We start from the raw sequence: 22,966 nt of genomic DNA on the forward strand, positions 1-22,966 counted from the left end.
GAAGTGCAGATACTCCTCGCAGCCTGGACCGGCGCCTGCCCCACCTGTCACCGCAACATCCCCGACCCCGCACCAACCTGACCAAGCACTACTAGCGGTCGTGTGCGTCTCGCCGCACGCCTGCTCCTGCGGCCGTACGCACCCTGGCATCGCTCCCGGGGAGGGAGGGGCGGAACAAAAGGCCGCCGACACAGGCGGCGTAGGCGAGCGGTCATCCCTTGACACAAGGGGCAGCAGAAGCCGGGCAGCTTCCCAATGCACGATCACCGTTCATTCCCTGAATCAGAGGTCACGGCGCAGCCGAGGCGTCACCCCGGTCGTGATCCGTGCATCCCCTGGCGCAGGGGCTCTGTAGTTCTGCAGGAAGGTGAAGGCGGAGTGGATCTGGCGTCCATCCCCTGGTGCAGGGTCTCAGCTGAAGTTCGTCGGCGCCAAGATCGCCACCGTCCGTTCATCCCCTGCTCCAGGGGCCTCAGCGCAGTCAGCCCACGCCACAGCGGATGATCGCCCGCCCATCCCCTGGTACAGGGTCGGGATCAAGGCCACCGCCAAGGGCGGCATAGGGAAGCGTTCATCCCCTGGTGCCGGGGGCTCAGAGTGACGGCGCCCAGAAGTTCGCCGGGTTTCTCCGTTCATCCCCTGGTGGGCAGGGGTGTCAGACCAGCACCATCCAGCTCCTGGCCACACATCGCCGTTCATCCCCTGGCGCAGGGAGCCGGAGGGCCAGACAAGCTCACCCATGAGCTGGTGTGTCGCTCATCCCCTGATGCAGGGGCCGTTGAGGATCACATCCCGGAAATCCGTGGGTATGGTCCGTTCTTCCCCCTGGTGCAGGGGCTCACATGTAGCAGGCGCAACCATCCCCAGCGCTCAGCCGTACATTCCCTGGCGCAGGGGCGGAGTGGGCCCGCGTCTCGCACGAGGCGATCTAGTCCCGTTCATCCCCTGATTCAGAGGCCCGGCTGGATGGTGCCCTCGACGCGATCACCACCGTCCGTTCATCCCCTGGTGCAGGGGGCCGCAGGCTTCGCGCCGGAACTGGAGCGCGCCGAGTCGCGCCCATCCCCTGGTGCGGGGGCGAGATCAAGGACACCGCCAAGGGGGGCATAGGCAAACGGTCATCCCCTGGTACAGGGGTAGGAGGCGATACCAGAAAGACGAGCCAACCTTGACCACCGTCCATCCCCTGGCGCAGGGGTGACTGGGGCCGCGCGTCGTGAGCACCCCGGGCCGTGCCCGTCCATCCCCTGGCGCAGGGGTCACAGGTGCCCATCGGCCCCGACCAATTGACCCATGAACGTTCATCCCCTGGTTGCAGGGGTCGCAGGCCTTCCGCTCCTCGTACGCGGCGACCGCCCGCCGTTCATCCCCTGGTGCAGGGGTCGCAGGTCCGCCTCGGCGTGCGCGGTACCCACCGCGGCCGTTCATCCCCTGGTGCAGGGGTCGCAAGCTTCGCGAGCTGGGGTTCTGGTGTGGTTTTACTGTTAGTTGGTGTGGCGGGCGAGGACGAGTCCGGCGCCCCAGGCTCGGTTGTGTCCGAGTCCGGTGGTGAGCATTTTGGTGAACGCGTGGGGGTCGGTGACGGTCACGGTTGCGTGGAAGTGGCGCAGGGTGATGGTCCGGCCTTGTTGGTGGGTGTGTTCAGGGTCGTTCATGGTGATGTCGTGGCGGTTGAGGGCGCAGCCTGCTTTGTGTAGGCGGTCGTGGAGCCAGGTTCCGCAGGCCTCTGGGTTGGTGAGGGGGACGCTGCGGCGTTGGCGGTCGTCGTTGTTTTTGGTGACGAGGGGGCTGGCGATGGTGCGGATTTCGGCGGTGTCGCCGGTTTTCCAGGTCTGTTCGACGAGTTCGGTGCGCGCGCTGGTGAGGGCCTGGGCTTTTTGCAGGGGGGTCCAGTCGGGCGGGGAGGGGGTCTGGACGAGGAGGGTGTGGGGCGGGCCGGCGTGGAGGGTGAGGGGGTTGCGGGGGTTGTGGCGGGCGGGGTTGCGGGCGGCGGTGTAGAGGGTGCGGCCGTTGCGGTTGCCGGTGGTGGTGACGAGGCCGAGGCCGCGTTCGACGAGTTGGTGCATGACGTAGGCGTCGGTGCAGGCGGTGGCGGTGCGGGGGGCCAGGACGAGGGCGCTGCGCCAGACCTGGAGGACGGCCTGGGTGGGGGAGGGCAGGCCGAAGTCGAGGAGGTCGTGTGTGGTGATGGTCATGGCGTCTCGGTTCCGGGGGGCGGGGTGGTGGGGCGGCTGCTCATGGCGAGGGTGCGGTGGTCGCGCAGCTGGTAGCTGGTGGGCGGGTATTCGGGCAGGGCGGGTGCGGTGGGATCGGTGGTCTGCTGCCAGCAGACGGGCTCGGCGATGGTGGCTTCGGGCAGCAGGGGGACGTGGTCGGGCCAGTCGGCGGCGTGGTCGGTGGTGCCGTGGGCGATGGGGTGGGCGGGCGGGCAGCAGCGGCGGCCGAGGTAGAGGAGCCGAGCGGGGCGGGCGAGGGCCTGGTGGAGGGTGTCGGTCAGTTCCCGGGGTCCGGTGAGTCCGGCGAGGAAGGCGGCGTCGGCGACGTAGGTCTGGTCGCCCATGACCGTCTTGCGGGTCTCCGGTTTCCAGCTCGCGGCGCCGTGGGCGTCGGTCTCGCGCGGGGCCGCGTAGGTGAAGCGGTGCGGGTCGGCGGCGAGTTGGGGGTGGCGGGAAGCGGTGAGGACGTCGAGGGGGAAGCGGCCGTTGCCGGCCGTCTGGTCGTCGCGTTCGAGGTGGCCGGGCCGGTCGGCGCGTACCGCGAAGTGCAGGGCGGCCAGGTGGCGGGTGTCGGCGCTGTGGTCGTAGCCGAGGGCGTTGCACAGCAGTCCGATGACGGCGGATTTGGTGGGCCGGGGCAGGGTGTCCTGGTGGGCCTCGAAGGCGGGGTGTACGCCGTAGGCCTGAAAGGGGCCGGACAGGCGCAGGAGGACGGTGGGCATGGCGGTCAGTCTTCTTCGAGGGTGAGGGTGGCGGGCAGCTGAGGGCAGGGCTGTCCGGCGGGCGGGAGCCAGCGGCAGATGCCGCCCAGGAGCGGGGTGTGGCGCTGGGTGCGGCGCAGGTAGCCGGCGAGGCGTTCGCTGGCGGCGACGGCGGCGGGGGCTTCGATGGCGCTTTCGAAGCAGACCGCGGCGGTCAGGGGGTGGTTGGTGGTGGCGGCGATCGTCAGGGTGGGGAGGGCGGATGAGCCGGTGCGGGAGCGGGCCGAGGAGGGGGTGGCGTAGGTGAGGGCGGTCAGGAAGAGCTGTTCACCGAGCCGGGCCAGGCGTTCGGCATCCTCAGCGCTGGTGCCTCGGGCGAGGGTGGTGCGCAGGGCGCGCCGGTCCAGGGCGGCGTAGCGGTAGAGGGTGCCGGAGGCGAGGAAGGTGGTGCCCTTGCCGGCGGCGCCGAAGACGCCGAGGTCTTGCCAGTCGTCTTTGGCGGTCCAGTCGTCGGTGACGGTGGCCAGGGGGTCGACGCTGAAGGCGTGGGCGACTTGGGCGGCGGAGTACAGGGTGCCGTCGGGGACTTCGGTGAGCATGCGCCCGAAGATGGCGAGTTCGACGGCGGTGGCCGGGGCGAACGCTGCCGCTGCCCGGCGGGCGAGCTGCGCGGGGATGCTCTTGGGGGCCGACAGGCCCTTCTCCTTGTCGCCCTTGCCCGCCTTGCTCCGCCCCGCTGCTTCGCCGTCCTCGCCGTGGCTTTCGTGGTCGTCGAGGCTGGCTTCGGAGCTCTTGCCGGTGGGCCTGGCGCGCCGGGCGGCTGCCTTGTCGATCTTCTCGCGCATCTCGTGGCGGGCGTCTTTGGTGTCGTCCCAGACGTCGGCGGCGAGTTCGGCCAGGCGGTCGGGGGCGTTGCCGGGGACGTAGGCGATGGCGCGGGTGCGGGCGGGGTCGCTGTCGTCGACGCACATGCCAGCCGCGGCGACCATGAGCGCGCCCTGGACGGCGCAGTCTTCCTCGGGGAAGCCGAGGTCGGCGAGGCGTCGGGCGGTCTGCTGGGGCAGGAGACGTGAGCGTTCAGCCTGTTCGGCACTTTCACCGGCGTAGGTGCGGAAGAACTCGCGTACCGCACGGTTCCAGCACTGGGGGGAGACGCGCATGCGCAGCGCGTCGCCGTACTGCACGGTTTTGGGCACGTTCCCAAAGTCGCGGTTGAGTGAGACGCCGGAGTAGGTGGTGAGGGTGTGCAGGACGACGAAGTCGCCGCTCTGGCTGGTGGTGTCGATCAGGCGGGGGTCGGCGGTGATGTCGGCGAGGGCCATCAGGCGGGTGTTCCGATCTCGTTGAGGGGCTGGCTGGTGTAGAAGAGCGCGGCCCACTTCTCGCGGATGGCCGGGCTCCAGAGGGTCAGGTCGTCGGTGAGCGCGGTCCAGGACGGCGTCATGTTGTGGGATGCGGCGTAGCGGACGAGGTTGGCGAGCGTGGGCAGGAGCAGCCGCGGGCGGGCGGTGGCCAGCAGGTACCGCATCTGCGTGTCGGTGGGCTGGTGCCGCGGGCCGAAGGCCGTGCCGCTGCCAAACGCGCGCATCAGACGGGGCAGCGGAGTACGGCCGTACGGAGAGGCCTGGTGCTGGCTGTGGATCGCATACAGCGCGGCGGTGATCATCGCCGGGTCGCGGTGGCCGGCCGGCAGGTTCCGCGTGATCACCTCGACGGCCGCATTGGCGGGGGTGGGGGCGGCGGCCCAGCGGCGCAGATCGCCAAGGAGCGCGCGGCCGTGGTCGCTGTGGCGGATGCCGTGCAGCCGCTTCTCCAGCTGGGAGCCGGTGCTCTGTTCGCTGGGTGCGGTGGAGTCGGCGGTGACGAACAGGGACACGTGGTGGTCTTTCTGGGCCGGGGCGAGGGCGCGGTGCAGTTGGGCGCGGGTGAGCGCGGTGGCCGCGGCGCCCGAGGTGGTGATCCGGAAAGCGCGGGCGGTGAGGCGGGCGCGGGCGGCCTCGTCCGCGCTGCGGAAGGCGGGGTCGCACAGCAGCCCGCTTCCGGAGAGGTCCGGCAGGTGCACGGGCAGCTTGCGGGTGCGGCGGCGGGCCTGATCGAGGAAGGCGGCTGCCTCTGCGGCAGCCGGGTCGGTGAGCAGACCGGCCGGGATGGTGACGTCCCGCATGTTCAGGAGTTTCTTGCGGTCCGCGGCCAGGCCGATCACCCGGACCGGAGGCACCGGGCAGCCCTTTTGCTGCGAGGCCTGCCGCATGAGCTGGGGCAGGGATCCCTCGGGGGCGTTCCACCAGCGTTCCACCAGGGGGACGAGGTCGTCGGGACTGTCCAGGCAGTCGGCTGACTGGCGTTTACCGGTACTCGAGGACACGAGGTCCACCACGCCGGGCTGGCCGACGGCGAAGGGGGCCCGGTGCCATCCCTGGGCGAAGTACGCGCGCGCGACCTGGCCGTCCGGTCCGGCGCACAGCAGGGTGCGGCGCGGCAGCCAGGTCAGCGCGTCCAGTTCCCCGAACGGCATGAGCCGTTCCTTGACCTGACCGCGGGGCCGGTAGGTCCAGTTCGCCATGCCCAGTTCTGTCAGCGGCACGGTCCGCCAGGACAGCACGGTGGCGAGCGTGCCGTGCGGAACCCACACCAGGGCGCCGGTCGCCGTGGCGTGCGAGGCGTAGTTGGAGCCGGGCCCGTAGTCGGCGTCCGAGCAGCGCATTCGCCCGCCGACGGCCCACATCTGCTGGGTGAGCAGCAGCAGCGCCGCCTTCGCCGGCGCCAGCGGCGCAAGCAAGGCGTTGAGGTGACGGTGGTCGCCCAGCAGCGGCCGACCCATGGCCGCGGCGGACGTGTGGTCGAGATAGTGCGCCGGCAGGGTGCACGAGCGCGCCAGCTGATTGAGGGAGGTGTCCTGGAAGAGGGGGCGCGCGGGGTGGAACAGGTCGTAGTCATCGGCCCGTTCCTCCAGCCAGACCGCGGCTTTGCCCCAGTCGACCGCCCCGGCCTGGGCGCAGCGCAGCGCGTACTCGTCCGCCATGGCGGGGGCCAGGCCCGCCGCGATGGCGACGGTCACCAGGAACCGGACGACGGCGGCGTGCTGCAGAGGGTCGGCGATGTCCAGGACGAGATGGTCGGCACGGTCCAGGACGGCGGCCCCGCTGAGGGTGTGCCGCTCGCCCGACAGGTCACGCACGTCGATCCAGGGCCGGGTGGCCAGGCTGAAAGAGGGCATCAGACACCGTCCCGGGAGGCGATCTGGTGGGCGAGGTAGTCGAACATCGCGGCATCCGCGTCGTTGGTGTTCAGGCTCAAGGTGTTGGACAGGGACCGGAAGGTCGCCGCCATCCACTCCTGCTCCCCGGTCGCGGCCGCGTACGCGTAGATGACCGGGGCCCGCTGACCGTCGCGCTGGGTACGGCCCTCGGCCTGCAGGGCACGCTTGCCGCCGGTGAGCACATCCGCGATCACGCACACCCTCGGTGTGCTGGTGGCACGGGTTCCCTTGCCGTCGGTGTTGGCCTCGCCGGCCTGGGCGTTGATGCCCTCCAGCGCGTTGAGGACCATCACCTTGGCCTGACCGGTCTGGAACGCGACTCTCTTGGCCTCGCGCAGATGCGCATCGCGTCCGGTGATCGCCACCACCCGGTCGTCCAGTCCCGCCGCCTTCAGTTCACGGGAGATGCACACGGCCGTCTCGTCGATCGACTCCACGAACCACATCGGCACCACCACCTGGAAGCCCCGCGCGACCTGTTCGACAACCAGCCGTGCCACATACGGCGCCTTGAGACGGGAGGCCTTCTGGACCTTGCGCAGCGCCTCGACCCGATACGAGCCCGGCTCGCTGCCGTGGAAGACCGCGAGTCCCTGGGAGCGGCGGAACTCCTCCCACGCCTTGGCGTACTCCACACGGTCGGACGCCGAGAGCGTGATCGCCACCACCTCCCGCTCCTGCGCGGGAAGCCCCAGATCCATCGCCGTGGCCGCCGCCCCGACTCCCGCTTCGTACAACAGCGCGCGCAGTTCGGTGACGTCGAGACGATTGATGCGGTGGTACCAGCGCCCACGCTCGTCGCTGTTGAGTTTCAGCCCCAGGCCCTTGAGCCAGATCCGGTAGTCACCGAGATCGGCCGGCGGATCCGTCTTCGCGGCGAACGCGATCAGGTCGGCGAGGTAGGCACTCTCCTGCGGGGTGCTGAACGGCGTCGCCGAGGCCCACAGGGTGAAGGCCCTGCTGCCGTCGGAGCGTTCGGCCAGGCGCCGCACCATCTGGGCGCGCTGGGATTCCGCGTTGGCCAGCATGTGGCACTCGTCCACGACGACCGCGTCCCAGTCGCACCGGGACACCCCCTCCTGCGTCAGCAGGCGGGCCGCCGCGTCCATCGGCATCCGGTTCAGCCGGGCACGCGGATGCCGCATCACCCGCCACAGCCGCTCCGGGTTGATCACCACCCACCGGTGGCTGTCGGTCGCGAACTTGTTGATCGCGCTCTGCCAGGCGGGGATGACGGACAGCCGGGTGATCACGAGGATGTTCCGGCCCCGGCGCGGCGAGAGGCCGCTCACAGCGCGCACCGCCATCGCGGTCTTTCCCGAACCGGTCGGATACGCCCACAGATAGCCGGGCGCTCCTACCCGCAGGGCCGCCGCGGGGCGGCCCACTTCGGGTTCCTGGTAGTCGCGCAGCGGCGCCACTTCGCCGACCGGATCCAACGGTGCGGAACGCCCGTTGAGTTCCGCCTGGACGAAGGCCTCCCACGAGTGGGAAGGAGCCTTGTACGGGGCAAGTCCCCGGGGCAGCCCGTTTCCTTCGGTGGCGTCGAAGACGTCCACGAGCCACTGCTCGTCCCGGCGTACACCGGGGTAGCGGCCGGAAAAGCCAGCCAGTACGTACCGCTTGGGGATCACCAGGTTGCGGGAGGTGATCCTGTCCTGCCGGACCACGGCTGTCGCGGCCCGGCGGGATTCCCCCGTCTCCTGCGAGCGCGTCTTGGCGGCGCTCTTGCGGGCATGATGCGTCGTCATCGCAACGTCCTTTCAAGGACGGCCGCACACGGGCCCGTGATCCCGCGCGGCCGAACATGGACGGCACGGTGAGAGCACAACAGTTCTGACGTGCTGATGCGAAGCACCCAAGGGGGCTCTGAAGACGCGTCACGGTCACGGGACGGGACGCTGAGAAGCCCGGCAGCTGCACGAAGCCGAGCGGCAGCATATCCCATCCGGACACAGTGAGTGAAATCTGACTACTCAGTGTGATGTAGGTCGTGGGTGCAGGACCCCGGAGGCGACCGCGAAGAACGAGGGGCAACTGCTCGAGGCTGGGGGAGCAGTAGTGCGCGTTGTCGAGGTGGCGCTGGGGGCGGGTCGTGCCCGCGGACCGTGGAGGAAATGCGGGCGGCGCTGCCGCTGGCGGCCTGACCGGACGGAGAGGGCGGCCGCGTCTGGACCACGGTGCCGCCGGTCCGACCTGCCGACGCGGGCCGTACGCCTGCGTTGGGCACTGCCGGACCGGCCGGCAACTGGCCGCGAGCCCGCTGGCCATGCACCAGGGCTCAATGCTGCGCGGTGGGTGTGACGACGATCCCGGCGAAGCTGCTGCCGCGGGTTGCCAGGGCCGTGTTCAGACGAGCGGTGATGACATCCGAGAGCACCGTGGTCTGCCTGGCCCAGGCAGGATCGGCGCACCGTAGGTGCAGGCGGCCTTCCTCGTCGATGCCCAGCGGTTCCAGATGACCGGCCACCTCCGTGCCAAGGGCTTCGGCCCACCAGGCGTCGCGCTCGGGAAACCAACCGGGCCGCGAAAGTGCCACCGATGTACTCCTTGATGCAGTTTCCCGTCGGACCCGGCCGGAACGTCGAGGTGCGTTGAACCGGCCCTTGAGCAGCCTGTGGACCCGCGAAACGCTGCCGGGTCGCTAAGTGCCCCCCGTCAGTTCCGGGCACAGCCCAACCCTCAGGGGCGTCCGGTCCCATCGCAGTACTTCGGCTCAGCCAGTCCCTCGAACGTACCGGGCCCGTCGCGTACATCCGGTTACACCCGCGCCCGCACCCCGGGCTCGCCGGGGATGTGCCAGATGTGGGCGATGCCGGAGGTCGCCCACATCTGCTGGAGGCTGTCCATGATCTGGCGGGCGGTGCCTTCGTCGGAGGCGGCGATGTCCAGGACGGCCAGGCCGGGTTCGCTGATGTGCGCCGCGTCGATCTGTATACCCCAAGAGACGGTTCCGGTGCGGCCTGCGGTTGTCTGGTACAGGCAGAAGCATCCGTACGAGGGAATGCCGTGCACGGGCGTGACGGGCCGGGTCGCGTAGAGCGCACTGGGGCCGTACACATGGATGGGGCAACCGGGTCGCTGACAGGCCGGGCCGGGTTTGGCCCCTTGGCTGGGGAGCCGTACCTGCCCCGAGCGGTACGGCTCCCTTCCCAGGAGTCCGGCTGTGCCGGCGCTTGGTCTGCCGGTGAAGCGAAGTTCACCCAGGCCCGCAAGACACTCCCCGGCCCGGGTGTCCCGCCGGACGGACTGGGCAGACGGCGCAGGATGCCCTGCGGAAGGCGTGGCACACCGAGTAGGGCCGATGCCCACCCCCGGAAAGCGCGTGCTCCCAGCTGGCCCGCCCCTCTATCCTGGTCGGCTGTCCACCCGGAGGTAGACGCCATGACCATCCACGACCACTACCTGGCCGAGGTCACCGCTCACCTGGCGCCTCCCGCGCCGCCGCAGGCGTGGTCCTTCACCGAGCCCCGCGCGCTGCTGCGTGCGCTGAACTTCCTCGACGTCACCGACGAGCTGGTCTTCGGTGAAACCTGGTCGTCCGGCCGCCCATGGACCGCTCCAGCCTCCTCGCCCTGGACGTCGACGACGAAGCGGCGTACAACTCCGGGCTGGTCGTCCTGACCGACATCCTGCGCGACTTCAAGGTGCCCGGCCGCACCCCGGGCTCTGGGCTGCTGCGCCTTGAGGAACATCTCGCCGACAAGCTGCCCGCGCTCGACCGCGACGCGGTCCACCAGGCCGTGCAGCTCCTGGACCAGATCCGTGTCATCCGCAATTCCGCCGTCCACCCCAAACCGCGGCCGGAACTCGCCGACGCCCACCACACGCTGGGGCTGCACTTCCCGGTCCGTGACTTCACCGCTGCCTGGGACAGCGTCCGCGCGCACGCCGAGCAGGCCGTGAGCAACCTGCAGGAGGCGATCCAGTCCGCCAGACCCTGAGAAGTGGGGTCACCCAGGGGTGACGCCCCCAGGCGACCCGACCATGAGACCGCTTGGCACCCGCCCCACCTCTGTCCACCCGCCTCTTGGTGGGAACGCTCAGCCTGGTGCGAGACACCCCGCTCGCCGCAGACCAGCAGAGCCCACTTCGGGCGAGGGGCCAGCCGTTACAGCAATGCCTGGTGGTCGTTGAGGCCGGTATGCCTTGCGTGAAGGTCTCACCTCTGCGCCATGTGTGCCGACGACGTGACCGCTGGTAAGCCGGCCACGCAGGCCGACGTGAAGAAGAGACGACCGATGAGCAAGGACAAGCACGTGATCGATCCAGACGGATCGGCGAGCGTCCCGGACCGGCGTCCTGCCCCCGTCGCCGATGCCGCCCAGTTCGAGGAGCTTCGACGGGCCGCGACGACGGTGAAGATCCCGGCGAACTTCGACGGCTGGCACCCCAACGAGATCACGCAGTGGCGCAGCGACGTGGAGGACGACGAATCCGTCTCGGACGCCGATGTCTACCGTGTCCGCGCCGCCGTCGACTACGCCCTCGGTATCGATCCGGACGCCATGTATGCGGACCTTGCGTAGGCGTCCAGCAGTGGTGGTCGGCCGCTGCGTCGGCCTGCCAGCAACCATGATCCCGCGTTCACCGGTGCCGGTGAACGCTGCGTGCTATGGAGCGGCGCAGCTCGCAGGTATGGGGACAGTCCTCTTGGCAAGGCTTACGCTCCGCCAGCGACGGCTACGACCTCGGGGCGGACGGGGGGCAGGCCCCAGGGTTCAAGGGCTCCGGAGATCAGGTCAGCTGTGAACTGGACTGCTCCGGCGGTGTAGTGCCACCAGTCTCCGTTGTGGGAGGCGACCGTCACGTTCCATCCGCCAGGGTAAGCGCGGCCGCCGCGACGACGGCGCCGAGCAGCAGCTGGTCGCCGGGATTGCCGCGCGGAGAAGGTCGTCGGGAGCACCAGCGGGCCGGGTGCGGCGGCTCACCGGCTGCCACCCCTCGAGCGGTCCCACGGGGACTGCGGGCTGGTCCCGATTGAGCAGGTTCGCGTCCAGCGTCGCCACCAGGCCGCGGTGATCGAGTTGCCGCGCTGCGCGGGCCGCTCGTGCCGAGCGGGCGGGAACGATGTCACCTCGGACCGAGACCTCGTTGGGTAGGACGGCGTTGGCTGCGCCACCCCAGCACGGACGGAGTTGAGCCGCGTCTGGCAGGCATCAACCCGAGCCATGCAGTGCCGCCTGTTCCGGTGATATCCGGTTCGGTGGCCGCTAGGGTGCCGCAGCCGTTGATAGTGCTGAGCTTGCTACGGGGTGCGGTAGCGGTCGTGCAGGATCTCAACCGTGCTGGTCCAGACGCCGTTGGCCTGCTGGGGCAGGTGATGACCGGCATGGTCGGCCAGCTTGCGGTAGAGGGGATGCATGCCTCCCGCCTCATCGGTGATCAGGGCGGTGAGCGGAGCTGGGCGCTGAGGCTTCGGGCTGCGGGGGCGAGCGGTCGGCTTCACCCGCTGAAGCACCTGCACCTGATCGGGTTCTGCCAGCTCGCCCAGCTTCTTGACCTGGGCGCACAGGCTGGTGAAGGTCACGGTCTCCCCTAGCCTGGCTGCGTGCTCCAGAACATCCCGGACCCCGTCGGCGAGCATGGCCGCGTCGTAGGGCTTGCGGCTGGAAGCAGCGGGCGGGGTACGCGGTGGCCGGCCGGGCGCCGGCAGCTGGGGGGCACGCGGCGTAGGAGCGGACAGCGTGGGGGCGGTCTGCCATGCGTGGATCTGGCTGCGCTGGTGATCGGTGAGCCAGCTGGATGCCTGCTGCGCGGCCTGCGTGAGCTGGTTGCGCTGGCGGGGCGCGATGCTGCGGACCCCACGGGCCTTTTGCTGCGCGAGATCGCCCAGCAGCCGTTCGACCTTCTGCAGGGCCTTGCGCTCGGCGAAGGTGGGTTCGCGTGGCGTCGGCACCCCGACGGCGCGCTCCAGCCGCAGCAGGGCGTCGACAGCGGCCTTGATCAGATCATTCTCCTCGGCGGTGGCCCCGCGGTGCGTCACTTCTTCCGCCCGGTTGAGCCAGCGGCGGATCTCCGTGCGGCTGCGCCCGTCGTTGACTGCCTGCTCGAGCGCCGTCATGACGGTCGCGCGTTCCTCCGAGGGGATGTCGTGCGCGTCATCGCTGACCTGGGCAGTCGGCCGCGCCTGCGGCGGCGCGGCTTTGGGAGTCCTCACGCCGATGGGCCGCCGTGTGGTGCGCAGCCTGCGGATCTCTTTGACAGCCGGGGTGGTGAGGCCTGCATCGGTGAGCTCCACCTCGTGGAGCTCGAACCACTCCGTGGTACCGCCGTGGCGTTCGGTGCCGACCTGGATCCGGCGGCGGGTTCCCTCGGGGATGAGCTGGATGCGGTTGACGTATCCCTGCTGCAGCAACACGTCCGGGTCGGAGTCCATCCCGGGGCCGAGCACCAGGCGCGCGGCGTCGTCCCCCGTCGGCGCGGGGGAGCTGGGCGTCTCGGAGAGCAGGACCCGCAGGCCGGTGTGCCCGGCGGGTGTGAAGAGGACTTCCCCGCCGATCGCGCCGTCCGCATCGCGGGGGATTGCGGCGGTCGCGGTGATGTCCTGCTCCGCCATCCAGTTCAGCAGGCCGTGCTTGACGTACAGGTGGTCCGCGCTGGAGACCCCGGACGCCTTCCGGGCACAGGTGGAGGTGTGCTCGGGGTCCGGCATGTGGGCGAAGTGGCAGGCGCGGTCCGTGTACAGCTTGGTGGTGAGCTGGTGGCCGCACCCGCCCAGCCACACCCCGCACCAGTAAGTCTCGCCGTCATGGCGGGCGCGGAAGTCGTCGAGCTCTATCGCTTCTATCGGAAGGACCACGGGGAGCTCGGAATCGGCGTGGCCGATCACTGCGGTCTGCACTCGGCGTCTGTCCAGGGCCATGCAACCTCCAGCCGTGCTGGAGACGGGATCCGCCTCCGGCCGGCACCCAGCCACACTGCTGGATGCCTAACTGACTGACGGTACCTCCCCTTGCTGACACCGCCCCCGAGGACCGCAAGGCCGCCGCCATGGCACGTACGCGGCCAGCGACTGCCCGTTCGATTCAGCGTCGGCGGCCAAATGGTCACCACCGGCCCCGACGTGTTCGGCGGTGGGGCTGAGCGGCCGTGGCGGCTCCGACGGCCGCGGTGGCATTGGTGGCTGCGCCGGGGGCGGGAGTTGGGCATGCGCTTTCGGTACCAGCGGAGCGGGCGGAGACATCGGCGTCGGCGGATCCGGCGCAACCGCTGCGGTCGGCGCTGCCGCCGTCAGGGGAGCCGATGGCGCGGTGGGCAGGAACGGCTGGGGGAGGCGCGACGACCGTAGGCGGCCCGCTGGGTCGCGGTGCGGCTGCCGCCGCGCGAGCCTGGCGGAGCGCGCGCTGGGGGACGGCGTGTGCAAGCTGTGCCGTGAGAAAGCCGCCATGTTGGCCGCCTCCTCGGCTGCCCTCCCCGCCGCTCGGCCGGAGTGTCGACCTGCCCGGGTGCGAACCACATGCCATGCGGCCGCCAGGCCCTGCCGGCCCGAAGCATCCGCGCTCGCCACCTTGCCGAGGAACTGGCTCTGACCGGTGCGGAGGGCATCCCAGGGTCCCGCCGCAGCTACTCAGTGGCTTCGGTGTGCTCCCGGATCGCCGCGGCGACGTCGAGCAGCGCGTACGCGATGGCCGCTAGACCCCTCCCAATGGCGCCAGTCTGTTCCTCTTCCCCCTGCCGGACCGACGCTTGCTCTGCGGCTCGGTCCGCCCGGTGTCCGTTCCCGCCTCCTCGCCGGGACGCGCCGCCCGTCTTGGCCGGTCGCCACGAACCTGGTCGCCGCGAAGTCCGCCCCTGTGGGAGAACGCCCACCGCCCCACCGGCCCCATGTCTGCACCCACGCAACCAGCTGCCGCCCCGGCCGGGGATCCCGGACAGGCCCACGTCCAGCGGATGGTGCTGACGACCGGTTCGTCGGGCTGGCTGCAGCTGTGCCCCGGATCTGTGGACACCGACCGCGGGCGTCCGGCGGTGACGGTCGCGCGGCTGCTGGCTGCACGGCGGCGGCTGGGGCCAAGGTCCTCAAGCGGCTCCAGGAGCATGGCGCCGCGGACGTGGTGCGCCAGGAGAACAGGTCGTGAAAGCCGAATCCGGCACGCTGCAGGGCGTCGCGGAGGTCTGCAGCCACACGCGCCAGTGTTCGTCGGTACGTAGGTCCGCATCTGCGGGCGTCCAGAATTTTCGGCCGCCGAGGAGGAGGATGTCGGCGTTGAGGTCTTCGCGGCGGCTGAACCAGTTGGGGCCGAAGGTGGTGATGGTCTCGCTCGACTTGTTGCGGGCGATGCGGGCCATCACGTCGAGCGGGACGTTGACGCGCCCCAGCTGTCGAAGATCCCCAGGGTCGGATTGCCCCAGGCCCCGAAGCGGGTCAGTAGCGGGATGCTGTCCCGGCCGGCTTCACCGCAGTGCACCTCGACCTGGACAGGCAGCCAGTGGCCGGCCGAACGGTGTCTGTGGCACCGGAATGAGCCGTGCCGCGGTGCACGGAATGACTTGTTCGCGTACTGCTCTCATGGAATAGATGAGTCCTTGCCCAGGTGTAAGGGCTGCACGACCGACGGGATTGGCCGGATGTATGTGGTCCGATATTGATCGGGGGTGCCGTGGATTACACCGCGATGGCTGCTCGGCGGCTAGTGTCAGCTGTGGGTTCCTGAGCGTGGGCAGTGACCAGTCGGCACCCCGCGTCTTGATACCGGTTGAACTGTTTTGAGGGGGAGTTATGTATCGGCGGAGCGGTGTGCGTTGCTGGCCGCGTCGAGGGGCAGTGCATCCGGAATGGTGAGGCCTGGCTTCCCGTCAAAGTCCTGCCCATTTCCGGACGGTCTCGGAGAGATTTGAAACAGGCGTAAGCCCCTCGTAAGGTGATGAGGCATCAGTTCGCATCTTCATCGTCCGTTTGTGGCCTGACCTGCCACGTTCGCTCTGTCACGCGTTCCAGGCGAGAGAGCTTCGGCATTCTCCTTGTGAGAGATACCGGATGAAGCGCAGGCTGCCTGGAGGCGGGCGGCGAAACGCCTGTGGCGGCGATGTCGTTCCGGTGGCAGGCGGCGATGCATTCCAGCGCGCCTATGCCGGGGTGTCGGAACTGCCATGCGGCAGGTGTCTGCCGCGTTGAGCGTGTGCGCCTGTCGCGACGGACGTGTCACGCATACACGATTCTATTGATTGGGAATACTCATGTCCTTAATTGCCGAACGGACTGCACGGCGTGCCGCAGCGGCCGTCATTGCCACCGCTTCGCTTGGCGTGGCGGCCCCGCAGGCGACTGCCGCCGACGCGGACACCGTTACTGTGGCCGGCGTCACGATCGCGGCTGATGCGGACAGCGCCAGTCGTGCTATCGCGCAGGCCGAACCGCAGGCGCTGGCACAGGGGGTGACTCTGTGCGGACCCGGCTACGTCTTTACCTGGGCCGAACGCCTTCCCGACTCTCGACGGTACGGGACCTTGTTCATGTACCAGAAGGGCGGGGTGGCCTCGTGCGCGTGGTTCGACAACAACATGGGCGCTCCCATGTACATGAAGCTCAAGCTGTGTGAGAACAGCGCTCCCGCTGGGCAGAGTCCGAAGTGCGTTACCGACGAGGGCCGGTTTACCAACTACGCGGGCCCGGTGCATGTGAACGAGCTCTGCGGAAACGTCACCGCCATCATGAAGGCGTCCAAGGACACCAAAGAAGCAATCATTGACCGCGTCCGTACCATAGCCCCCTGTAAATGAGGTTGAGATGACCTGCCCGGATCAGCCGCCGCACATGGACCGGAAGCGGTCAGGGGGCCTGTTCGCCGTGATGGGGGTGTCACTGGCGGCCGCGGTACTGACCGTTGGATGCGGGCACGAACGCGCCGGCACCAGCCAGCCAGGGGCTGCCGCCCCATCTCTCCTTGCCCCCACGCCATCATCTTCATCCGCCTCAAAGGACACGGTGGAAGAGGAGCGTGCGCGGGTTGGCAGGGAGCGGGCTGCCTCCGCGCCCAGCGGAAACCCAGTTTCGCCACTGCCCTACCGCCCCAACGACCCGGTAGACGGGGACTTCGGCAAGCCACTCGTGGCCAAGGGCGACCTGGTGGCCTTCACCGTCCACCGCGCCGGGGCGAAGCTGACCTTGCCGGTGCGGATCACCAATAGCGGCCGTGAGCGTGCGTTCTACCAGGCCGACCTTCGCATCACGGGGCCAGGAGGGTTCGCTGCGCTGGTCCATGTGGCCACGGAGGTGGTCGGGGTCTACCCAGGCACCTCGTGGCCTACGGAACTGACCGTCGAGGCCGCGGGCAAGCCTGTACCTGACCATCCGGTTGTCACTGTCGAGAAGTACACCCGACGTCCCTACCCGGGCTGAGCCGGCCAAGCCGACGCCTGGTCGCGGCCGGCCCTCGCACCTCGATGGGCAAGAGGGAAGCGTCTTGCCTGCCGAAGTGAGCAGCCGGTCCTGACCATGCAGGTCAGGCCTGGCGGCCGGTGAGCACACACGGAGGCGGCCTCTGATGATCAAGACGTCTGAGCCGTTGTTCATCCAGGGGCCGCGCCTCTTCTCCAGCCCACGACTTCCCGCCCAAATGTCATGTCCGCATCACCCATCTGCTGCCTGCAGAGCATGAGGAACAGGTCATCTCGCCGAGGTGCTGGACTCCGTTCCCGGTCCACGGCGGCTGGGTGCTGCCATCCGCGCGGCACGATGCGGGCCCGTTTACGGTCACTGCTCCGGGTGGGCGTCACGTGGACGACCAACGCGCGTTTCAGCGCCCGAGGTCCGGGCTTGTCCGCGTCTCTCATCGCGGAATCCGCCAATGGTTCGTTTGCCTTGCCGCGCGCAGCCGCGCTGCGGTGCCTTTCAACAGTGAGGAACTCATCATGAAGGTAGCCTCCTTAGCCCGCCGGGCGGCATCCGTTGCCGCCATCCTGGCAGGGCTGACGGTCTCGGCCGTACCCGCCCACGCCGCCACGGCCGCTTCGTCGTGCGCGGACATCTGCGTCCTGGACGCGCGTACCGGATCCCACCCTGATCGCGACCGTCTGGTGCTCGACCTGAGCGGCACCGGTTTGCCCCTGGTGCAGGCCACCGTCAGCCCGGACGGCAGCTATAGCGCGGGAGGCGCCGGCGAAGAGCGACGCCTGCAGATCTCCGGTAGGTCCTATCTGCTTCTGGATCTCTCCGGCGGAGCCTTTGCCCACTCCGCCGGGCCTGATGCCTATACCACCCCCGCCGTTGAGGCCGTCTCGCTGCCCTCCCTCAAAGGCGTGCAGTTGACATCGGCGGGCTACGAAGGCCACGTCACCTTCGGACTCTCACTGGGCGACTACACCCAGTACAAGGTCTTCACCCTGTCCTCGCCGAACCGCGTCGTCATCGACATCTATCACTGAACCCGACGGCGTCGGATGCGTTAACACACGGTTACCTCAGGGGGCGCGCCGTCGGGCCGCAGGACGGCCCGGGTGACAGGCCTGGTCGGCGCCCGCTCTCGCACCATGCGCCCACGCCCTGCGCACTCGGCCAGAGCCCAGCCCCTCCTCGAGCGGCCAAGGCCCGCCGCTAAGACCGGCCCCACGACTTCCAGTGCGCCAGGCCTCTCGCACCCTGCGCGTACTGGTCGCCGCCCGCAGCCGTGCGGGCGGATTGATGCATAAGGGAGATCTGTTGAGACTCAGTAAGAGAGCGCGGGTGCCGGTGACGGCGGTCGCCGCAGCAGCCGTGCTCACCGGCCTGCTGCCCGGCTTATCGGCGCGGGCCGACACGCCCACGCCCCCCGCCACGCCACCGGCGGCTCCTGGCCAGGTTGCGGATCCTGACAAGAAGCTGGGCACGGACTGGAAGTCCAGTCCCGACCGCGCGGTGACCGCTGCCGCCGACCGGGACGGCCTGCGGATCCTGGTCGCGGACAGCAGTAAGGCGTACGCGTGGAAGACGGTGGCCACGTTGTCCGAGCCGGGCCTGCCCGCGGACTCGTGGATCGGCAACCAGTGCCAGATGGACCGCGACCATGCCGCCGTCGTCTACGCGCCGCGCAGTTTCACGAACAAGCCGGACCTGATGCAGGGCGGCGCGTTCACCGCGATCGTCGACCTTGCCTCGGGGAAGGTGGTGAAGCTTCCGTTCACCGCGTCGCTCGCCTACTTCGACCCGTCCTGCAACACCACCACCCACACCGCCGCGCTCACCGCTTTCCGCGACATGAATGACCCCGCGAGCACGAAAACCCGCGTGGTCACCGTCGACACCCAGGGGAAGACCCTCGGTTCGGCCGCGGCGCAGGGGGAGATCACCAGCGCGGTCCCGGTCAAGGACGGCACGGTCGCGGCCCTCGGCAAGCACCTGATCCACCTCGACCGCTCCGGGAAGGTGCAGACCCTCACGGACGCGGACAGCACGCCGTTCGACATCCGCCCCCAGGCTGAGGGCAAGGTCGCCTTCGTCGACCGCAAGAACAACTCCACCGCACACGCCAAACTCTTCACCGGCAAAGGCAAGCCGGCATCCATCGCCACGGGCAAGCTCGGCGACCTCGACCTGATGCCGGGCGACGCGGGCAAGGTGTTCCTCACCGGCCACCCCACCACTACGCCCGCCGTCAAGGGCACCAGCATCACGCCGGTCAACGCCCCCGCCGACACCGACATGTCCTCCCACGGGCGTCTCGCCGTCGACCCGATCCTCACTCCCGGCCTTCGCGCCGGTCTGGAGCACGTCAAGGACGCGGGCAAGGGCTTCACCAAGGCCGAACCCGCCCCGTCGGCAGGGTCAGCGGCGCAGCCCGCCGAGGCCGCCTCTGCCAGTGAGCCGGTGACCATCACGAGTACCGCCACCACCACAGGGGCGCAGCTCACCCAGAGCGTGCGGCAGGAGACCACCGGCGCCTCCGCGATCGGTCTCTCCCCGGCTCTCACCGCGACTTCCGGGGCGCGCCCGAAGATGGCGCGTGGGGTTGCGGCCGCGGCATCGATCGATCCGACCGATCCTGACCGCTGGTGTTCGGTGTCCCGCAACGACGTGAACGTGCAGGCTCTGCAGCCGACTCCGAACCAGGTCGAGTGGGCGGTCGACATGGCGGTGCGCGGCAACCTGCGCGCGGGCTACCTCCGGCAGGGCGGCTATCGCGACCAGGCCGGTATGGGCACCATCGACCCGCAGGGCCTGTTCCCCGCGCCGACGCTGAAGGGCGGGGGAAAGATCCCCGCGAACGTGCTTTTGGGCATCATGGCGCAGGAGTCGAACCTGTGGCAGGCCGAGTCGGGTGCGATCCCCGGCCAGATGGGCAACCCGCTCGCTGCCGTGGACGGCTACTACGGGCACAAGGCCGTGGCCGGTGACCCGGATGCCTACTGGCAGATCCACTGGGAGAAGTCCGACTGCGGCTACGGCGTGGGGCAGGTCACCGACGGCATGCGCATGGCCGGGCACGAGAAGACGGACGCGAGCGGGAACAAGGAGAAGCTCCTGTCTCCCGCTCTGCAGAAGCTCGTCGCGATCGACTACGCGTCGAACATCGCTGCCTCGATGAAGATCCTCGCGGACAAGTGGAACGAGGTCCACACGGACGGGCAGAAGATCACGGTCAACAACGACGATCCGTCCATGGTGGAGAACTGGTTCACCGCCGTCTGGAACTACAACCTCGGCTTCAACCCGCCCTCCGAAGCCTCCAAGCACGGCGGGCACTGGGGGCTGGGCTGGTACAACAACCCGGCCAACCCGCTCTACAAGAAGAGCTGGGGCCACCCCTTCATGGACACCACCGTCGACGGCACAGAGGCCAACCGCGACGCCGCCCACCCACAGGACTGGCCGTACCAGGAGAAGGTGATGGGCTGGGCCGCCTGGTCGATTGACACCGGCTTCTCCTACAGCACCGACGGCCGCCAGGACTGGCCCGGCGAGTCCGGGTTCTCCTCGGCCGGCTTCCGGCCCGCCTGGTGGGACACCAATTCCTCCCGCAGCCTCGTCTCGCCGGCCCTGGGCGTCTTCTGCAACAGCGCCAACAACTGCGACCCGAACACGCCGCCCAACTGCAAGGACGAGGCCTGCTACGCGCAGTACTGGTGGAACAAGCCCAACGCCACCTGGAAGCAGGACTGCGCCAAGCAGTGCGGCCACGAAAACATCAAGTACCAGACGCTGATCTCCGAACCGGGACGCGGTAACCGGCTGAAGAACGGGACCCCGGTCTGCACCGGCGCCCCGGCCGGATCCCTGGTCGTCGCCTCCGTCCCCGACGGAACCCCGACCTGGAGCGACTGTGGCAAAGCCAGCTCGGCGGGCAGCTTCCAGTTCACCTTCACCCCCGGCGCGGAGGGCCGCTTCGAGGCGAAGGCGGACCTGCACCAGATCGGCGGCGGCTACGGCGGCCACTTCTGGTACGCCCACGACCGCAACGTCGCCCACCTCGGCGGCAACGGGGGCGTCATGAGCATCGACGGCACCTGGAAACTCGGCAAGGCCGTCGACCAGGGGCAGGCCAAGGTCTACGCCCACATCCCCGACACCGGAGCGCAGACCAAGGAAGCGGTCTACCAGATCGTCACGCCCTTCGGCACCGAGACCAGGACGGTCGACCAGGGCGCCAACGCCGGTAAGTGGGTCGACCTGGGTGCCTACCGCTTCAACGAACAGCTGCCCGAAGTCAAGCTCTCCAACGCCAACAGCAGCGGCACCGCGGACAAGGACATCGCCTGGGGCGCGATCGCCTTCGTCCCCGGCGACTACAGCGGCATGGTGAACGTCTCCTTCTCCGACCCCAACGTCAACGCTCCGCAGCCCGACGACATCACCACGCCCACTGACATGGTTCCGGACGTTCCTTCGCCGGCTCCCCCGATCGACTCCCTGCAGAAGGCGTTCTCCGACCCCAAGGACACCTACGCCGACTGGTGCGCAGCGAAGCCGTTCGGCGAGAACTCAGACCGCAAGATATGGACCAACCGATATGAAGCCTGCATAAAGGGCCACTTCGGGTTCATCAAGACGGTCAACGGTAAAGTCACGGGCACCGTCACCTTCCGGTTCCAGGAGGAGATTAAACTCCACCAGGACTCGGGCGGCTACAACACCAGCATTAAAATGATGCCCACCAGCGCGACCGGCGAGGGGATGTCCGAACCGGTCTCCGTCACGCTATTCGACGCATGCAGCCTCGACTGCACGAAGAACGGGCCGCGTACCGGAATCGGTCTCAACTCCTGGGGGCAGGCCCTCGGCGACAGGCACATCTACTCGGTCCAGCAGAACTATCAGTGGGGCCAGGGCAAGCCGAGCGACCTGCTGAACCAGATCTGGAAGACGGAGGGCCAGATCGGCGGCGCCTCGACCGACAAGCCCGCCGACATCACCCCCGGGTCCCAAGCAGAGATCCGCTGTGACACCGTCGTCACCTCATACCCCGGATGCGTCTTCAAGCGGTACAAGACGACCTACGTCATGAACTCCCAGAAGTTCCCCGCAGCCGCAGCGCATGCCTGGCTTGTCCAGGAGAAGCTGCCCGGTCACTTCGGGAGCAAAAAGTGGGGCAAGCCGCTGACCTACCTCGGCAGCAACGTCATGTCGGCAAGCGATCCCACTAAGAAGCAGAGCGAAGCCAATCGCGACGTCATCTGCCCCGACTCCTGGAAGCGCAACCAGAACGCCACCCTCTCACCCGAACTCGATGAGGGAAAACAATCCGACACATGGAGCTGCGACGAGTTCGCCTTCGCCGCCTCGTACGACAGCGCAGGAATGCCCGGAGGATTCAACCCCGTCAACTCCGGTGAGGCATGCTTGCAGACCTACGCCCAAAGAGGCAGCAATGGCGTCTGGCGCCTCGTCAACGACCCCCGCTACCCGCTTCCCACCTGGAACGAGAAGTGCGGACGCGCCACCATCTCCAACAACCAGAACACCCAGTCCATGAGGCCCTTCGGGAGTTTCATCAACCGCAACAGGCTCGTTGACAAGGACCAATACTGGCTCGACCTGAACGGCTTCACCAGCTGAGCCAGCCCTGAACATACGGTCGGGGCCGGGAATCATTATTCCCGGCCCCGATCGTCTATCTGTGAGTACTACCAGTGCAGCACGCCATCCCGCACAGTTGGCACTACCCCTTCGAATCCGATCCTACTCCCCCACGGCCTGATCCCCTCAAGAGCGTCGGCGACATCCGTTAGATAGACACCAAGGGAAGGAAATGAAGGCGGCGTGTGACCCACCTCAATCACATCCCCCTCCGAATAGTTGTACATCGCACAATCGACACACCCTGCCGACACATCCAGGAAGAATCCGTAAGGGGCGTCGAACTTCTCGATAGCCGGAATCCAGGTGCGATCCCAGTATGTGAAATTATCGCCGCTGGCGATCAATTGATCCTGATAGGCATGCCGGGCAGCATAGGTGCTCTCGATCCTATCGAGATCCAAGAAGGCGCAGCCATGAGGGAGCGGCGAAAAGGCTGCATAATTTGTGCCAACATAATGACTCTCCCGCAATCGGAGTGCAGTGCTGCCGTTGTTCAACATCAGCCAGATGCGCAGTTCTCCAGGGAATCTCACTCCGATCCTCCCCTCCGCCGCTGAGATCTCATCCTCCGTCACGGGAGGGTTTAGAGCGTCAGCGTGAATAGGAGCATTCTGCTCAAGCCAGCGCACCACCCGCGGCCAAGCAGACTCAACAGTTCCGGCTGTCCCGTCGCGTAAATCCACTACGAATCTCCTCTTTCGGAACGCCGGGAAGGGTCACCCGGCCTCATACGTCTTCCCACACTATCGACGGTCTGCAACGTGTCTACAGCGCCCCACTGTTGGCCACGGCGCAC

General features: G+C 68.5%; 17 protein-coding genes. 7 read left to right on the forward strand and 10 right to left on the reverse strand.

The genetic code is table 11. The annotated features are described in order from the left end of the window. Positions 1–1,484: 1,484 nt before the first annotated feature. The 7 genes from ACFWA7_RS29100 to ACFWA7_RS29130 form a co-directional block, all read right to left on the reverse strand. Positions 1,485–2,195, reverse strand: coding sequence for a type I-E CRISPR-associated protein Cas6/Cse3/CasE (locus tag ACFWA7_RS29100; protein ID WP_385826015.1), 711 nt, complete (start codon positions 2,193–2,195; stop codon positions 1,485–1,487). Next, positions 2,192–2,938: a type I-E CRISPR-associated protein Cas5/CasD gene (gene cas5e, locus ACFWA7_RS29105; RefSeq protein ID WP_385826018.1), complete on the reverse strand. Its 747-nt coding sequence runs from the start codon at positions 2,936–2,938 to the stop codon at positions 2,192–2,194. Before cas5e ends, ACFWA7_RS29100 begins: the two co-directional genes overlap by 4 nt. A gap of 5 nt (positions 2,939–2,943) precedes the next feature. Continuing rightward, on the reverse strand, positions 2,944–4,239 hold the full coding sequence (locus ACFWA7_RS29110; RefSeq protein WP_385826020.1) for a type I-E CRISPR-associated protein Cas7/Cse4/CasC: 1,296 nt from the start codon (positions 4,237–4,239) through the stop codon (positions 2,944–2,946). Further along, positions 4,239–6,134 (reverse strand): type I-E CRISPR-associated protein Cse1/CasA, encoded by a 1,896-nt coding sequence (locus ACFWA7_RS29115; RefSeq protein WP_385826022.1) that lies wholly within the window; start codon positions 6,132–6,134, stop codon positions 4,239–4,241. Before ACFWA7_RS29115 ends, ACFWA7_RS29110 begins: the two co-directional genes overlap by 1 nt. Beyond that, positions 6,134–7,927 (reverse strand): DEAD/DEAH box helicase family protein, encoded by a 1,794-nt coding sequence (locus ACFWA7_RS29120; protein ID WP_385826024.1) that lies wholly within the window; start codon positions 7,925–7,927, stop codon positions 6,134–6,136. Before ACFWA7_RS29120 ends, ACFWA7_RS29115 begins: the two co-directional genes overlap by 1 nt. 530 nt (positions 7,928–8,457) lie before the next feature. Beyond that, the gene (locus ACFWA7_RS29125) at positions 8,458–8,715 is read right to left on the reverse strand and encodes a DciA family protein (RefSeq protein WP_385826026.1); all 258 of its coding nucleotides are present in this window, start codon (positions 8,713–8,715) and stop codon (positions 8,458–8,460) included. Between the two features lie 221 nt (positions 8,716–8,936). Beyond that, the gene (locus ACFWA7_RS29130; RefSeq protein ID WP_385826029.1) at positions 8,937–9,236 is read right to left on the reverse strand and encodes a DUF6207 family protein; all 300 of its coding nucleotides are present in this window, start codon (positions 9,234–9,236) and stop codon (positions 8,937–8,939) included. 324 nt (positions 9,237–9,560) lie between these two features. On the opposite strand from ACFWA7_RS29130, the gene ACFWA7_RS29135 reads away from it, so the two are divergent. The 3 genes from ACFWA7_RS29135 to ACFWA7_RS29145 all read left to right on the forward strand — a co-directional run bounded on the left by ACFWA7_RS29135 (position 9,561) and on the right by ACFWA7_RS29145 (position 10,705). Further along, positions 9,561–9,800 (forward strand): hypothetical protein, encoded by a 240-nt coding sequence (locus ACFWA7_RS29135; protein WP_385826031.1) that lies wholly within the window; start codon positions 9,561–9,563, stop codon positions 9,798–9,800. Continuing rightward, a complete protein-coding gene (locus ACFWA7_RS29140; protein WP_385826033.1) occupies positions 9,728–10,120 on the forward strand; it encodes a hypothetical protein in 393 nt (130 codons plus the stop codon). The genes ACFWA7_RS29135 and ACFWA7_RS29140 overlap by 73 nt, the downstream gene beginning before the upstream one ends. Positions 10,121–10,351: 231 nt before the next feature. Then, on the forward strand, positions 10,352–10,705 hold the full coding sequence (locus tag ACFWA7_RS29145; protein ID WP_385826035.1) for a hypothetical protein: 354 nt from the start codon (positions 10,352–10,354) through the stop codon (positions 10,703–10,705). 719 nt (positions 10,706–11,424) lie between these two features. On the opposite strand, the gene ACFWA7_RS29150 is transcribed toward ACFWA7_RS29145, so the two are convergent. Both ACFWA7_RS29150 and ACFWA7_RS29155 read right to left on the reverse strand, forming a co-directional pair. Beyond that, positions 11,425–13,041 carry a hypothetical protein gene (locus tag ACFWA7_RS29150; protein WP_385826037.1) on the reverse strand — a complete coding sequence of 539 codons (1,617 nt, stop codon included), beginning with the start codon at positions 13,039–13,041 and terminating at the stop codon, positions 11,425–11,427. A gap of 1,157 nt (positions 13,042–14,198) precedes the next feature. Continuing rightward, a complete protein-coding gene (locus ACFWA7_RS29155) occupies positions 14,199–14,468 on the reverse strand; it encodes a hypothetical protein (protein WP_385826039.1) in 270 nt (89 codons plus the stop codon). A gap of 888 nt (positions 14,469–15,356) precedes the next feature. Between ACFWA7_RS29155 and ACFWA7_RS29160 the strand changes: the two genes are divergently transcribed. From ACFWA7_RS29160 to ACFWA7_RS29175, 4 genes are all read left to right on the forward strand, one after another. Further along, the gene (locus ACFWA7_RS29160) at positions 15,357–15,899 is read left to right on the forward strand and encodes a hypothetical protein (RefSeq protein ID WP_385826041.1); all 543 of its coding nucleotides are present in this window, start codon (positions 15,357–15,359) and stop codon (positions 15,897–15,899) included. A 328-nt stretch (positions 15,900–16,227) separates the two neighbouring features. Further along, positions 16,228–16,518 carry a hypothetical protein gene (locus ACFWA7_RS29165; RefSeq protein WP_385826043.1) on the forward strand — a complete coding sequence of 97 codons (291 nt, stop codon included), beginning with the start codon at positions 16,228–16,230 and terminating at the stop codon, positions 16,516–16,518. A gap of 512 nt (positions 16,519–17,030) precedes the next feature. Next, complete coding sequence (locus tag ACFWA7_RS29170) at positions 17,031–17,543, forward strand: hypothetical protein (protein WP_385826045.1); 513 nt, start codon at positions 17,031–17,033, stop codon at positions 17,541–17,543. 274 nt (positions 17,544–17,817) lie between these two features. Further along, a complete protein-coding gene (locus tag ACFWA7_RS29175; RefSeq protein ID WP_385826047.1) occupies positions 17,818–22,146 on the forward strand; it encodes a Tat pathway signal protein in 4,329 nt (1,442 codons plus the stop codon). A 68-nt stretch (positions 22,147–22,214) separates the two neighbouring features. Here ACFWA7_RS29175 and ACFWA7_RS29180 read toward each other — a convergent pair whose 3' ends face one another. Further along, a complete protein-coding gene (locus tag ACFWA7_RS29180) occupies positions 22,215–22,745 on the reverse strand; it encodes an SMI1/KNR4 family protein (protein WP_385826049.1) in 531 nt (176 codons plus the stop codon). Positions 22,746–22,966: the final 221 nt, after the last annotated feature.

It is taken from the genome of Streptomyces sp. NPDC059994 (assembly GCF_042737755.1).
Lineage (GTDB): Bacteria > Actinomycetota > Actinomycetes > Streptomycetales > Streptomycetaceae > Streptomyces.

Bases quoted from the DNA above. Each gene is read 5' to 3' on its own strand.
- ACFWA7_RS29155 (WP_385826039.1), bottom strand. From the start codon at position 14,468: ATGGCCCGCATCGCCCGCAACAAGTCGAGCGAGACCATCACCACCTTC.
- ACFWA7_RS29115 (WP_385826022.1), bottom strand. From the start codon at position 6,134: ATGCCCTCTTTCAGCCTGGCCACCCGGCCCTGGATCGACGTGCGTGAC.
- ACFWA7_RS29170 (WP_385826045.1), top strand. From the start codon at position 17,031: ATGAAGGTAGCCTCCTTAGCCCGCCGGGCGGCATCCGTTGCCGCCATC.
- ACFWA7_RS29120 (WP_385826024.1), bottom strand. From the start codon at position 7,927: ATGACGACGCATCATGCCCGCAAGAGCGCCGCCAAGACGCGCTCGCAG.
- ACFWA7_RS29145 (WP_385826035.1), top strand. From the start codon at position 10,352: ATGTGTGCCGACGACGTGACCGCTGGTAAGCCGGCCACGCAGGCCGAC.
- ACFWA7_RS29110 (WP_385826020.1), bottom strand. From the start codon at position 4,239: ATGGCCCTCGCCGACATCACCGCCGACCCCCGCCTGATCGACACCACC.
- ACFWA7_RS29160 (WP_385826041.1), top strand. From the start codon at position 15,357: ATGTCCTTAATTGCCGAACGGACTGCACGGCGTGCCGCAGCGGCCGTC.
- ACFWA7_RS29135 (WP_385826031.1), top strand. From the start codon at position 9,561: ATGACCATCCACGACCACTACCTGGCCGAGGTCACCGCTCACCTGGCG.
- ACFWA7_RS29150 (WP_385826037.1), bottom strand. From the start codon at position 13,041: ATGGCCCTGGACAGACGCCGAGTGCAGACCGCAGTGATCGGCCACGCC.
- cas5e (WP_385826018.1), bottom strand. From the start codon at position 2,938: ATGCCCACCGTCCTCCTGCGCCTGTCCGGCCCCTTTCAGGCCTACGGC.
- ACFWA7_RS29140 (WP_385826033.1), top strand. From the start codon at position 9,728: ATGGACCGCTCCAGCCTCCTCGCCCTGGACGTCGACGACGAAGCGGCG.
- ACFWA7_RS29100 (WP_385826015.1), bottom strand. From the start codon at position 2,195: ATGACCATCACCACACACGACCTCCTCGACTTCGGCCTGCCCTCCCCC.